This window comes from Oceanobacillus luteolus (genome assembly GCF_023715655.1).
Taxonomy (GTDB): Bacteria; Bacillota; Bacilli; order Bacillales; family Amphibacillaceae; genus Oceanobacillus; species Oceanobacillus luteolus.
The window spans coordinates 1-14,211 of the sequence record NZ_JAMBON010000017.1 but is presented as its reverse complement, the minus strand read 5'-3'; the positions used below and the strand labels follow the sequence as shown (position 1 = coordinate 14,211).

Sequence of the window (14,211 nt, the reverse complement as noted above, 5' to 3'; positions counted from 1 at the left end):
TTAAAAATAGCAAAAGCACCTAGTTCTAGGTGCTTTCATGAATCATTCACTGTTTTCTTCCTTTTGACTTTGCTGAAATTCTTCAACTTGCCTCTTTAAGTCTTCCACCATTTCCCTCAACATCTTTTTCTGTTCTTCCGGTATACTTCTTTTGACCTCATCCGCTTTGACTCCATTTTTACTTAGTACACTCTTGACTAATACCTCGACCACTTTATTGTTAATAGGTGGTTGACCACTCATAATACTCTCCCCTTCCTTTCATGTATCTATATTAGACTATGTAATTTACCTTATCCTGATTATGCAGCAGTCTAGATTAGAATTTCATTTGACTTGTACAGCATGGTAAAACACACATTTTAAAGCCCTGTAAACTGTTGTCTCTTTCAAACATGTCTGTTTCTGCATGTTATATAGTAAGTGCAAGGTGCCTGGCACTCCTCATCTTTTGTTTTACATGGCACCTTCACCTGAACCTTCCACAACCTCTTTCTACACAATTGGAGCCACTATCCAGAGGGATAGTGGCTCACTTTTTCTATTATTGTATTTGCTGTTTATACAAATACATTCAAAATTGTCAGCAGCAATTTTAGATTTTTATCAGTTTTATAATAGCAACTATTTCCATATGTTTCTTCCTTCACTTTCTCCAAACGATCTTTAACAATACATCTATATACATCAATATCTGTAAGCATGATTTCCTCCCCTTATTCTTACTATTAATAATGAGGAAGGCTTGTAGTTTAACAGCATGAACCAAAAGTTTGGTAACGATTTTACTCAAATTCAATCTCTAGCCGATTGAATGGAGTATCATGTTTAAAATCGAGCCACCCCAAGAAATATTTTTAACATCATCTGTTACCTCCTTTCCAAAAGTCACTTGCTACAACCTTATTTATACAATGGAGCGCATACGCAAACAAGCGAAAGAATAATTATAACTGTTCTTGCCGACCTAGGTACAATAAAAAAGCATGGAGTCCTTCGTAAGGACTCCATGCTTTTTTATTGTTAATTATGGTTATTACGCATCTTATAAATGATTTTTCTAATAGTATCAATCGATAAATGAAATTTCTGTTCCAATTCTTCAAATGTGATCCCATCACGATACAATTGGAACATTTCCTCATTTCGTTTAGCGATCAATGCTCTAGATCCACTCACTTCTCCCCAAGCTGCCCGTTCCTTTTTTGCTTTAGGAATATAAATCAAGTCTCCTTGGATATATTTCTGCATTTCTTTCAGCAAACTAGGGGGAAGAACCTCTTTTGCATTTTTGTACTGCACGATTCATTTCCTCCTTAAAACGTTGAAAATCTAAATAACCGTTTCCTGGAAAAATTCCCATAGTCCGTGCACCCCTTTCTATATATATTTTTCACTTTCTACATAATGCAAATTATAAACGACTTTTTCCAAATTGGAAAGATGTTAATTTTGCAAATATTTTTCGCAAATAAGTGGGACCGTATAAAATACGGTCCCACAAAGGTTATCCGCTAAGCGGAAATCACCTCAACACACGTAATCAATATGATCACCCTCCTTCCCGAAAGAGTCTATCGGTCCGACATCTATATTAACTCATATTCACGGGGTCTTATACAAGGGGAAGAATGGTTATAATTGTTTTATCCTATTATTAAACCCATTTCGTCGTAATGACTTTTTTACGTGTATAGAAGTTAAGCCCATCTTTTCCATTGGCATGTAGATCACCATAGAACGAATCTTTCCAACCGGAAAAAGGGAAGAATGCCATTGGAGCCGGTACCCCGATATTCACACCAAGCATTCCTGCATCAATTGTCTCTCTGAACCTGCGTACGCTTCCGCCGTCTCTTGTGAAAATACATGCTCCATTTGCGAAACGGGATTGATTGGACAGAGCGATTGCTTCATCTAAATCTCTCACACGTGATATGGATAGGACTGGTGCAAATATCTCATCTTGCCAGATTTTCATATCTGGTGTGACATGGTCGAAAATCGTTGGACCGACAAAGTAGCCTGCCTCTTCGACAGCTTCGTCTTTTCTTCCGTCACGTACAAGCGATGCTCCTTCTTTCTCACCGGTTTCAATATAATTTAGTGTACGTTCTTTATGCTGGTCACGGATGACAGGGCCTAAGAAAATCCCTTCATCTAAGCCGTTTCCAATTTTTATCTCATCAGCTTTTTGCTTCAGGCGTACTAAGAATTCATCAGCGATTGAATCTTCCACCGCTACAACAGATGCTGCCATGCAGCGCTCTCCAGCAGAACCAAATGCTGCGTTCAGAATTTGCGTAGCAGCATTTTCCAAGTTTGCATCACTTAAAACAATCGAATGGTTTTTAGCACCTGCTAATGCTTGAACGCGTTTTAGATTAGCTGTTCCACGTTTATAAACGTACTCTGCCACCGGCTGAGAACCTACAAAGGAAATTGCCGCTACATCTTTATGATCCAGCAATCCATTTACGACATCATGCGCCCCATGGACGATATTAAATACACCATTCGGTAATCCCGCTTCTTCCAATAGCTCGGCTAATCGGTTAGCCAAGAGTGGTGTTCGTTCAGAAGGCTTTAATACGAATGTATTACCAGTTGCAATCGCCATCGGGAACATCCAGCAAGGTACCATCATTGGAAAATTGAATGGGGTAATCCCACCGATAACACCAATAGGATAACGGTACACTCCAGACTCAAGATCTGTTGCAATCGATGGAAGTTGTTCACCCATCATGAGGGAAGGTGCACCTGCAGCAAATTCGACGTTCTCAATACCACGTTGAACTTCACCGTAGGCTTCCGTGTAATTTTTCCCATTTTCAATTGTAATGAGACGAGCCAGCTCTTCCCAGTTCTCTACTAATAATTGCTGATATTTAAATAGAATACGTGCACGTCTTGGCACTGCAACTTCTTTCCACGATTGAAATGCTTCATTCGCAGCTTCTACTGCGAGGTCCACATCTTCCTGAGAAGAAATAGGAACATGTGCTATCACTTCACCTGTTGCTGGGTTGTAGACAGGTTCTGATTTATCCGTGTTTGCTTCTATCCATTTACCGCCGATGTAATTCTTCAAAACTTTCATTGATGTTTGTGCCAATTAAGGTCCTCCTTACCATTTCATTAAACTTAAGGGAAGTTTTAGGCTCTATTTATAATACTTTTACCATTACAGGAGATATTAAACTCATACCCTATAAAACTAGTTCTACATGTATCAGTGCTTATCCTTCTTTTAATGAATATCATCAATTTACGCAGATAATGATTCATCTATGTTTTTTGTATTTAAACTGATGAATTATGCTCCCATACGAATCGGTCTAGGCTCAGCAGAAAGGATATGATCCCACTTCATTGTGCGAACAGCTTTACGGAAATAACAATATACAAGTAAGTATTCATCATTCATCTTTAATACCTTTACTTCACGTTGGGTTATTTCGTTATTTCCATTCATGTACATAATGGTAAGTTTTTGTTTGGACTCCATTGCACGCAAAAATACACCTTTCATACTCTTCCCTCCACGACTAACGAACGAATGTTCTTTTTAGTTATTATAAAGGAACGTGTGTTCTTTTGCAACACTTCACTATAATAACGGAAATGCATATTAAGATTACACGTTCGACCCTAAGTAGGATAAAGGCATTTTCACCTTAAATAAAAAAAGCACTGAAATCGAATTCGATTTCAGTGCTATATATGAAAGTTTATTTTTTTTCTGCAGTTGCTTCCTGCTTCTCTTTTTCGTCTTTATCATCCATCAGATCGCTTGCTGCACCTTTAAACTCTTTTAATGTCTGTCCAGCAGCTTTCCCGATTTGAGGTAATTTACTTGGCCCAAAAATAATCAGCGCTAAAATGACGATTAGAATTAGACCAGGAATTCCGATATTTGCTATACCCATTGTATCTCGCCTCCCACTTGGGACAAGTTTATCATAAAACTAGCTTTCTCGTATACCACGCATGAACGGGCTGTTAAGAATCCCCCTCCAATCATGAGGGTACCTCAATATATGAAGGTAGGAATAAACAGCCCATAAATCCCTGATTCTGGTCAACTAGCATTCAGGAGGTAGGCCCCCAACTGAATGAAGTTTCACATTATGCGAGACTGCCACCTTTTTTACTATAATCGATAATACCTTCAGATGCACGGTATGCTAATGCACCAAGAGTTGCAGTTGCGTTATATCCACTTTGGTGAGCATATGCAGATCCACCAACAACAAATACGTTATCATGCTCCCACATTTGTAGGTAGTTATTTACTGCAGATGTTTCAGGATCTGCTCCCATGATAACTCCACCAGTGTTGTGAGTTGCTTGATATCTTGTCATGTCAAAGTGATCCATGTTTGTATCATCACTGATATGAGTTGCTCCCATTGCTTCTAAGATTTTACGAGTTTGCTGGTTTAAGAACTTACCGCGTTTACGGTCACTCTCTGTAAAGTCAAACGTCATACGAAGAAGTGGGTAACCGTTAATATCTTTATACGTTGGATCTAAATCCAGGTAGTTGTGAACTGTTGGCAACTGTGCTCCATACGTGTAAAGGTTCAAATGACGATTGTAATATTTAAGGGATTGTGCTTTGAACTCTTTACCCCATCTAGGTGTACCTGAAGGAACTTGGTTTTCATCAATTGGACGTTTACCTTTTTGTCCCATTAATACTGATCCACCATGTAGGAAATCATAATCACTATGGTCAAAGTTATCTGCGTTAAAGTTATCTAACACTGCAGCAAGACCACCTGAACCAATTGCAGAGTTGAACTTCTCATCATCGAAGAAACCATCATTACCAACAATTACTTGGTAGCAATAGTTTTTACCGATTGTACCTCGGCCTGTTTTAGGATCATATGGAGTTCCCAATCCAGAGTTCAGAAGCAAACGGTTGTTATTGAATGTATAGCTCGTCACTGCAACAACTTCTGCCGGTTGTTCGAATCTTTCTCCTGTACGAGTATCCATGTAAAGCACTCCAGTAGCTTTTCCACCTTCATGCAGAATTTCAAGAACTTCTGAGTTGGCACGAAGTTCGAAGTTTCCAGTTTTTAGTGCTGTCGGAATTACTGTTGTATTAGGGCTTCCTTTCGCACCGAATTCACAACCGAAACGTTCACAGAAACCGTTATATTGACATGCCGCCAAATGTTGTCCATCTGGGTTATCATAAGCTTGTGAGTTATTCGCTGCCGGAATAACAAATGGGTCAAGTCCCATTTCCTTCGTCGCATCGAAGAAAATATCCATAGCTGGTGTCTTTTTCAATGCCGGGTTAGGGAACGGTTCGGAACGATGTCCACGTAATGGCGTTTCGTCACCAGAGATTCCAGCCATCAATTCAAATTTTGTATAATATGGTTCCATTTCGTCATATGTAATTCCCCAGTCTTGAATCGTCAATTCTGGATCAATTTTGCTTTCACCATATTTTTCAATTGTTTTCGAACGGATTTCAAAATCATATGGGTTATAACGGTCCGTCATTCCGTTCCAGTGCGTACCTGCTCCACCAACACCATTACCTAATAAGAAAGCTCCGTATTGGCGCATTGGTAAAGCTCTTTGTTTACTATTATGTCTAAATGTTAAAGTTTCACGAGATAAATCTTGCATCAGTTCGTAACGTAATGCATAGCGAAGTTCATCATGCTTCATTGCGAAGTTTTCTGTACTACGATCGCCACCACGCTCAAGACCAACGACTTTCAGGCCTGCTTTACTTAACTCAGCAGCAATAATGCCTCCTGTCCAACCTACACCTACCGTCACGACGTCTGTTTTTGGCAGTTTTGTAACCATACTTCCTATACTCCCTTTCTCGATGTACTACCCTGCTGTTAAAACCCCATACAGCCTGTCTCGTACAAATCCCTTATTTTATCTAAGAACGCTCTTAGTTATGTGTATCATGAAGACTCTTCGGTTCAATTTTAAGAAACTCTGTTTCCTCAACTTTATCTGCGTAACTCATTTGAACTCCTGGATATTCTTTCATCTTCCATCCAGCCATACCTTTGTTTCCACCATAAAGTGGGTCAGCGTAGACTCCCTCGATGGTAGTTTTACGTAAAAGTTCAAAGAATAAGCTTGAACGAAGGCCAGGAATCTTCACTTCATCATTTTCAAATGCAGTTAGAACTTCATCCTGTTGTTCTCCGTCTAACGCTACAAATAATGCATCAAATTTTTCTTGACTATATTTATCTAGAGCTTCTAATCCTAAATCGAAAACTTGATGGTGTTTTAACTGAGATTGATAACCTTGTTCAGGTACACCTTCAAAGAAAGGTCCTTGGCGGTATTCCTTCGCATTGATTCCCCATTTACCTGCTAATTGGTGGTCGATATAATATGGAACCCCCAACGCAATTGCTCCAGGTCCATTTTCATCTTCAGGGAAAATTCGCTCTGTTGCTTGTCCAAGTTTTTCAAAATCTGCCCGATTTGTAAAATATTGCAGTGCGTGGTCATGTTGCTGTGCTGGTTGAGATTCTGCAGGAGTAGCAGCAGGCGCTTCTTCTTCCTTACCATACATGCCTAGAATTCCACCTAATGCACTACCAACGGCAATTCCTCCGACAGCAATACCCGAGCTCTTCAAAAACTGGCGTCTGGAATTATTAGTTGTTTCAGTTGTTTCCAGCTTTTGATCCTCTTTTTTTTCCATTAATATATCCCCCATTCAAATACTTTTCATAAAGAACTGGAACGGCTTCTTGTTTCTGGTTTCTTTTATATGTAAATGTTGCAAATTGAAACAAAGTAATCGTTTACCAAATTCTTTACTTATACATAAATACGGTGTAAGAATTTTCAACAAAAAAATTCCCATCAATTTCTAGGGAATGATTAACACTTGCTATTTTCATAGACTATAGATACATCCATTTAAAAATATAGTGTGCTAATATAACCTAATTCATGATGTCAATTCTTGAAGTATGCTCACTTTGTTACAAATTCTTGAACTATTTATGCTGAATTAAGTATATGCCTCTCATTTTGTTTTGTCAATCAACTAAACTAATTATCCAGTAACTAGAAATTAATAGAAAATCATGGAGGAAAATTGCATAGATTGGTAAATTTATTAAGCATAGTTGCTAAATTCAATGTCCATTAATCGGATCACAACATCCGATTCATTTGCGTCGTTTGGTCCTGCAATTCTTCCTTAGTTTTTATTTAATTAAATATATCAATAATCGGTAAAGAAAAAAGAAACCTTTATTAAGTTTGGGTGATAAACAAATAACATCTATATAAAATCTACTACTCTCCTCTGTAATCCCTCAAGAATTATTCAGTATACACTGGTGAATTATTCCAGCTTTAGTATACTTCAGCCCTTATATGGAGATTCTGTTGATAATATTCATTATTTAACGGAGGGTTAGTATGGCTGAAAAACTACCAGATATCACAAAATCGTATTGGCGGGATTCTGTTAAGATCCCTGAATTTCCTAGATTAGAAAAGGACATACAAGTCGATGTTTGTATCGTTGGTGGAGGCATTACTGGAATTACTTCTGCCTATCTTTTGGCAATGGAAGGATTACGTGTCGCCATTCTAGATGCAAATGAATTATTAGGCGGGACGACGGGGCACACGACTGCTAAAATTACTGCTCAGCATGACTTGATTTACGATGAACTAATTAAAAACATGGGAAAGAGTAAGGCGAGATTATATTATGAAGCAAGCATGGAAGCATTGGCATTCATAAAAAGCACAGTGGAGAAGTCAGGTATAGATTGTGAATTTACCGAACAGGATGCATACATCTATTCCACGACCGAAGAATATGAAGAAAAAATCAACAAAGAAGTACAGGCATATGAGAAACTTGGTATCGATGGCGGATTGGTAGATACAATCCCATTTAATCTAAAAATCAGGAATGCTGCTGTCATGCGTAACCAAGCGCAATTTCATCCGTTAAAGTATTTAGTTCATTTAGTCGATGAGATTACTAAAAAAGATGGTCAAATCTTTAATCATACGACCGCAGTTAATGTGGAAACAGGAGAAAATCCAACCGTTTTAACAAGTAATGATCATCGTGTAACCGCTAAATTTGTCCTTGCATGCTCCCATTTTCCGTTTTATGAAGGGATGGGTTTATATTCAACGCGAATGTATGCAGATCGTTCCTATGTACTTGCTGTAAAACCAAATAAGCCATTTCCAGGCGGTATGTACATTAGCGCAGATCAACCGACACGTTCTGTGCGCTCGGTAACGATCAATGGAGAAGAAATGCTCCTCCTTGTTGGGGAAAGTCATAAAACCGGCCAAGGCATCGATACTAAAAAACATTTTGATGCATTGGAGCAATGGGGACAAGAGGTTTTTGGCATTGAAGAAATTCCTTATCGTTGGTCGGCACAAGACCTTACGACATTAGATAAAGTGCCATATATTGGAGAAATCACTTCCGGACAGCCGAACATCCTAATTGCCACAGGCTATAGAAAATGGGGAATGACCAATGGTACCGCAGCAGCTCTATTACTGAAAGATATTGTATTAGGAAGGGAAAATATTTTTAAGAACTTATTCACCCCTTCCAGGTTCTATGCGACACCAAGTATTAAGAACTTCCTCGTTCAAAATGCTGATGTTGTCGGCCATTTAATCAAAGGTAAGTTACAAATGAGTAATATGAATCCGAAAACATTAGATAATGATGAAGGTGCAGTCATCAGCATCAATGGAGAAAGAAAAGGGGCTTATCGGGATGAAAAAGGAGAGCTCCATATTGTTGATACAACCTGTACCCATGTCGGTTGCGAGGTGGAATGGAATAGTGGTGAGCGCAGCTGGGACTGCCCGTGTCATGGCTCCAGATTCACATATACTGGAGAAGTAATTGAAGGCCCGGCAGAAAAACCTTTACAGAAATATGATTACAAGATGATAGATAATCTAACATCGGAGGATTCCGGTTATTAATGCTTGAACCCTTATCCTGGGTAACCAGGATAAGGGTTCAATTCATTCATTTTAAAATGAAAGTCTAGTTAACCTTATTTTTTAAACTCAATTGTTGAATCATCTCTTTTAAAATAACCGGCATTTCTTCAAAAGCATTTTTAATATGTAACCGTTCAGTCAGTTTATGGGCATCCTTCCCAAATGGTCCGATATTTAGAACTGGAGCATCCAGTCTCAACATATCTTCGAATGGGATGGAATAGCTCGTCTCCCAGACCGGTGTGTTCGCTTCAAAAGTGACCGAATCCTTTGAATCTCCCTCATAAGATACATAACTCAAATCACAGATACCATTAAAATAGTGGACTCTCTCCACTTTCAAGTTGAATTTCTCTTTGGCAATTCTTTTCACAAAAGCCACACAGTTTTCAATCGTTTCATTGTCACTAGAATTCACAGCTGGATAGTACGGAGGTGTAAGTAAAATAACAATGGCCGGTGCAAGTTCCTGACATTCAATCATTAATTTATCCGCTATACGTAACGACTTTTCCCGATCGTCCCATTCTTTCTGGTGATGGACTGTCGCTTTCACCCTGTCGATGAATTCTCTTCCAAGCTTATTCACAGCATATGTTTCTAGCTGCTCGTACCGGATGACGGATACTTTCCCTACTGGATCCACTTGATTGTTTCTGCAAATTTCTGCGTAATCCCGATTTAGTCTCACAGCAGCTTTATTCGCAACTTGTTCAAAGCGATCAAATACATCAGCCGCCGTTTGTTCCATAACAAGCACATTATAAAGAGCACTCGAACGGTATGGTGTCTGTGTTGAATAATCGGACTTCAAATCACGTTGCTGTAAGGTGACTGGCAATGGATTCGTTTCACCATAAGAAGTTTCTTGAAACGAAGAATTCCACTCCATTTCCTGTGTCAGATAGGATGCAATATATGGAGAAGTCATCCCGTTCAATGGTTGTCCCGCATGAGTTTCCTTGCCGTAGAACAACGCAGCAGGCATGACCTTTCCTATCGATCCGGAATAAATATAATGTGTATCATCTCCATGTTGAGTGAAAACAGGCTCACTGTTTAGAAAAAGGATATAATTAAGTTCATGCTTTTCCTCCAATTTCAACAATGCAGGAACAGCGGATCGCATTCCAGCAGAGTTGACTTCTTCATCAGGAACGGTGAGCAGCAATAAATTAATTGGCCAGTTTTCCAAGCTTGCTCTTTCCAACATTTGCATATGTAACGCAAGGCCCATTTTCATATCCATGGTTCCTCTTCCAAATAAGTACTCTCCAGACGCTAAATCATTTCTCACGTCAGCTGAAAATTCAGCAGCTCTTATCTTCAATATTTCTGTAAGTTTATCTGGTTCAGTCGCCATTTCCTTCAGCTTCCCATATTCCTCTATGTTTACCGTATCGAAATGACTGACCAGACAAATTGTTTTCTGTGCATCTGGATGTTTATAAAGGGCTGTTAAGAACTGCCGTTGATCATCTGTATCATGGAGCGTAAGGTACTCCGGATGCTTTTGAAAATAAGCTAATTCCCGCAACTTATTTTCTAATTTTATCGGGAATTGACGCTCGCCTTCTGATAAGGTGATACTATTCCAACTTACCAGTTCATTTAGTAAATCTCTTAGTTGTTTTGGTGTACCCCATCTTGCTTTCAACATATTCACCCCGTAAATTCATATCTTCTTCTGTACTGCCAATAATGGAAAAGCTTATTACAATACTTTTGCAAGAAAGCTTTGTGTCCGCTTTTCCTGAGGATTATTAAATATCTCTGCAGGAGGACCTTCTTCTATGAGATACCCCTCATCCATAAATATTACCCGATCACCAACTTTGCGGGCGAACCCCATTTCATGCGTCACAATCACCATCGTCATACCATCTTCTGCAAGATCGCCAATTACATTTAAAACTTCACCTACCATCTCTGGATCAAGCGCAGAGGTCGGTTCATCGAATAACATGACTTTCGGTTTCATCGCCAAGGCACGGGCAATTGCAACACGTTGCTGTTGCCCTCCAGAAAGTTCATCTGGATAGTTTTGTTCCTTATCTCCAAGACCGACTCTTTTCAGTAATTGACGTGCAAGTTGCTCACTTTCCTCCTTGCTCTTGTTCAACACCTTCATCGGTCCAATTGTGATGTTCTGTAAAATATTTAAATGTCTGAACAAGTTAAATTGCTGAAAGCACATTCCAACATGTTGCCTTAACTCATGTATATTTGTTTTCGGGTTAGTAAGCTCCACCCCGTCAATTTCAATTTTTCCACTTGTTGCTTCCTCCAGCCCATTGAGGCAGCGGAGAAATGTACTCTTCCCGCTCCCAGATGGTCCAATTACCACAACAACTTCTTGATGCCGGATTTCAGTACTAATTCCTTTTAAAACATCAAGTTTACCAAATGATTTACGGAGGTTCTCAACGTTTATCAAGCTGCATTCTCCTTTCCAGATACCCGGCAAACTGTGATATCGCAAATATAATAGTAAAATAGATGATTGCAATTACTAGCCAAATAGAAAATGGCTCGAATGTAGCAGAAATAATTATCTGTCCACGATAAACCAGATCAATGATACCGATTGGAGCCAGTAAGGAAGTATCTTTAATCGTTTGTGCTGATTGGTTGACGAGTGGAGGGATCATCCGTTTAAAAGCTTGAGGTAATACGATGTACCTCATCGTTTTATATTCCGTCATACCAATACTTGCTGCAGCTTCCTTCTGCCCACGATCTACCCCAAGTATCCCCGCACGAATGATTTCAGATATATAAGCCCCCTCGTGCAAAGCAAGGGTGATAGTCGCTGCAATGATCGGATATGCTCTTTGACCGAACCATTCATTTAAAGGTAATACGCCCGTCAAACCGAAAACAATGAAGAATAGCTGTACTAATAATGGAGTCGAACGGAAAACTTCAATATATACTGTTGCGAGTCCTTTTAATATTTTTGACTTGGAAAGCTTCATTAGGGCAGCGATTAAACCAAAAATTACAGCCAAGATTATTGCGGCAATCGAGTAATACAGTGTAAATTTAAGGCCTTCCAAAAGTTGAGGGAGATTATCTAAAACTGCTTGCATGCTGTTGGACCTCCTTATGTATCAACAAGGAGATTAAAGGAAATCTAGCATGTTCTTCCCTTTAATCTCCCAGATAGTTTCATAATGTATGTGTTTAAGATGTTATTCCACCGTAATTACTACATCTTCCGGATTTAAGACATCTTCCACAAAACCATTTCTTTCTCCACCCAGATATTCATCAAATAGTTTCTCATATTCGCCATTCTCTTGAATGGTCGCTAATCCATTGTTAACTTTTTCGAGGATATCCTTCTTATCCGGATTTACCGCGATTCCGTAATATTCACCGTTTAGAATATCACCAACAATTACTGCATCTGAATTCCGTTCTGTTATATAGTTAATATTTGATGGATGATCATATAAAATTGCATCGACACCATCATTTTCAAGTGCGCTATATGCAGTACTAATATCAGCATATTGTTTAATATTTTGATCTTCGATTCCATTAGCAATCATATAATTATAAGAAGACGTACCTTTTTGGATACCTATCAATTTACCGTCTAAATCTTCAAAGCTCTGAATATCTGAATCCGCTGGTACTAGGATGGAAAGACCGGATTCGTAATAAGCATTTGAGAAATCAACACTTTCCATTCTTTGGTCAGTGATCGTCACCGCTCCAACGACGACATCGATTTGTCCCGCCTTCAGTGCTGGAATAAGTCCATCAAATTGCATCGTTGTAAACTCCACTTCGAAGTCTTCCGCTTCAGCAATTTTCTCAATTAAGCCAATATCAAAACCGATAAGTTCACCATTCTCTTCTGATTCAAACGGTGGATATGTTGGGCTTGTTCCAACTGTGATGACCAATTTATCAGATTCTCCACCACCATTATCATCTCCATCAGCTTCCGAACCACAAGCTGCCAATATGCCTAAAAATCCTACAATAAGTATTGATAGTATGAACTTTTTCAAATGAATATCCCCCCCTATATTTTGAATAACTTTTCCTAAATTAAGAAACGCTCTTATTCTTGAACATTGCTCAAATGCTTACCCAAAACTTCCCATTTTTCGTCACTCCAATCCTATTCGCAGCTCATATCTTATTCAACATCTTACTTTATAGCAGTTCGATTGTAAAGTTCTAATATTAGAAATACTTGTAATAACGATACACTTTTAATTATACATTCTTCTCTCATTCTTTCTCCTAATAAGAAAATCGTTCGGTAAAATAAAAACAACGTGACACCAATCATCTTATCGATGAGATGTATCACGCTGCTCTTTTAGCTATTTTCTTTTTCTATCATTTGAGTGGGGAACCTTATTGTTTTTCCAACTTATTTAATATATCTCCAATCGCTTCTTCTCCAAATTCCTGCCACTTACTTTTATCACGAATATAACCATCTGTATCAAGTGGTTCTTGAAATTGGCTAAAACCTGTTGCAGTTAATAGTGAATTTGAATCCTTATCCAATCCCAAATTCACAACATGCTTGATGACATAAGGCTGCTGGAATTCTATCCAAGCATCTTTTCGATCCAGCTCACCTTTAAGCACATGAAAAGGCAACCGAATATAAATAGTTTCTCCGCCTTCCCGGTGCATAATACCGTCAAATATTCCTCTATCGTAGTCCCAGTTGCCACCCATACTCAAACCATACTGTTTCAAGTTACTTTGGGCTTCTCCAAAAGACATCTGCTTTCCTTCAATATCTGTTTCCAAGCGAATCATCCATACAACCTCCACTGTGTTTTTTAACTATTATTGGTAATCAGCGGAAATGTATACATGTTAGAAAAAGAGTCAGCGATTATCATAACCAAATAATGTATGTAGCTATGATAACCAAATCATGTTATACTAGCTTGGCGATGAGCTGATTCGTGTAAGTCGAGGAACAAGGTAATACATGTGAATGTGAACACATGGTTCGCTCGCCACGAATATTCGATAACGCCTATATTTTATATAGGCGTTTTTTATTGTACTTTCACCACTAGCGTTGCATTAATTAAGATTAAATATTAACAAGACCCCGAATTTTCGCTAATTTACTTTAATGCAAATAAAAAGTCCTTTATAATGGATTTAGTCAGGTGGTAACCCATCCAAATCCAAAAA

At 38.7% G+C, this 14,211-nt stretch carries 13 protein-coding genes; 1 reads left to right on the top strand and 12 read right to left on the bottom strand.

Features of this window, described 5'->3' with window-relative positions:
* Positions 1-42: 42 nt before the first annotated feature.
* The 7 genes from M3210_RS11265 to M3210_RS11235 form a co-directional block, all read right to left on the bottom strand.
* Positions 43-243, bottom strand: a complete 201-nt coding sequence (locus M3210_RS11265; protein WP_251514418.1) for a spore coat protein — start codon at positions 241-243, stop codon at positions 43-45.
* A 780-nt stretch (positions 244-1,023) separates the two neighbouring features.
* Positions 1,024-1,302, bottom strand: a complete 279-nt coding sequence (locus tag M3210_RS11260; RefSeq protein WP_251514417.1) for a CD3324 family protein — start codon at positions 1,300-1,302, stop codon at positions 1,024-1,026.
* Positions 1,303-1,657: 355 nt separating this feature from the next.
* The gene (locus tag M3210_RS11255) at positions 1,658-3,118 is read right to left on the bottom strand and encodes a CoA-acylating methylmalonate-semialdehyde dehydrogenase (protein WP_251514416.1); all 1,461 of its coding nucleotides are present in this window, start codon (positions 3,116-3,118) and stop codon (positions 1,658-1,660) included.
* A 201-nt stretch (positions 3,119-3,319) separates the two neighbouring features.
* Complete coding sequence (locus M3210_RS11250) at positions 3,320-3,535, bottom strand: WYL domain-containing protein (protein ID WP_251514415.1); 216 nt, start codon at positions 3,533-3,535, stop codon at positions 3,320-3,322.
* A gap of 199 nt (positions 3,536-3,734) precedes the next feature.
* The gene (gene tatA, locus M3210_RS11245) at positions 3,735-3,932 is read right to left on the bottom strand and encodes a twin-arginine translocase TatA/TatE family subunit (RefSeq protein WP_251514414.1); all 198 of its coding nucleotides are present in this window, start codon (positions 3,930-3,932) and stop codon (positions 3,735-3,737) included.
* A 199-nt stretch (positions 3,933-4,131) separates the two neighbouring features.
* Positions 4,132-5,844, bottom strand: coding sequence for a GMC family oxidoreductase (locus tag M3210_RS11240; protein ID WP_251514413.1), 1,713 nt, complete (start codon positions 5,842-5,844; stop codon positions 4,132-4,134).
* A 94-nt stretch (positions 5,845-5,938) separates the two neighbouring features.
* A complete protein-coding gene (locus M3210_RS11235; RefSeq protein WP_251514412.1) occupies positions 5,939-6,712 on the bottom strand; it encodes a gluconate 2-dehydrogenase subunit 3 family protein in 774 nt (257 codons plus the stop codon).
* Positions 6,713-7,443: 731 nt separating this feature from the next.
* On the opposite strand from M3210_RS11235, the gene M3210_RS11230 reads away from it, so the two are divergent.
* Positions 7,444-9,003 carry an FAD-dependent oxidoreductase gene (locus M3210_RS11230; RefSeq protein ID WP_251514411.1) on the top strand — a complete coding sequence of 520 codons (1,560 nt, stop codon included), beginning with the start codon at positions 7,444-7,446 and terminating at the stop codon, positions 9,001-9,003.
* A gap of 64 nt (positions 9,004-9,067) precedes the next feature.
* Here M3210_RS11230 and M3210_RS11225 read toward each other — a convergent pair whose 3' ends face one another.
* The 5 genes from M3210_RS11225 to M3210_RS11205 form a co-directional block, all read right to left on the bottom strand.
* Positions 9,068-10,684, bottom strand: a complete 1,617-nt coding sequence (locus tag M3210_RS11225) for a M20/M25/M40 family metallo-hydrolase (RefSeq protein ID WP_251514410.1) — start codon at positions 10,682-10,684, stop codon at positions 9,068-9,070.
* A 54-nt stretch (positions 10,685-10,738) separates the two neighbouring features.
* Entirely contained in the window at positions 10,739-11,461 is a 723-nt protein-coding gene (locus M3210_RS11220) for an amino acid ABC transporter ATP-binding protein (RefSeq protein WP_251514409.1), read from the bottom strand.
* On the bottom strand, positions 11,448-12,116 hold the full coding sequence (locus M3210_RS11215; protein WP_251514407.1) for an amino acid ABC transporter permease: 669 nt from the start codon (positions 12,114-12,116) through the stop codon (positions 11,448-11,450). Before M3210_RS11215 ends, M3210_RS11220 begins: the two co-directional genes overlap by 14 nt.
* A 102-nt stretch (positions 12,117-12,218) precedes the next feature.
* Entirely contained in the window at positions 12,219-13,049 is an 831-nt protein-coding gene (locus M3210_RS11210) for a basic amino acid ABC transporter substrate-binding protein (protein ID WP_251514406.1), read from the bottom strand.
* Positions 13,050-13,404: 355 nt separating this feature from the next.
* Complete coding sequence (locus M3210_RS11205; protein ID WP_251514405.1) at positions 13,405-13,821, bottom strand: YugN family protein; 417 nt, start codon at positions 13,819-13,821, stop codon at positions 13,405-13,407.
* Positions 13,822-14,211: the final 390 nt, after the last annotated feature.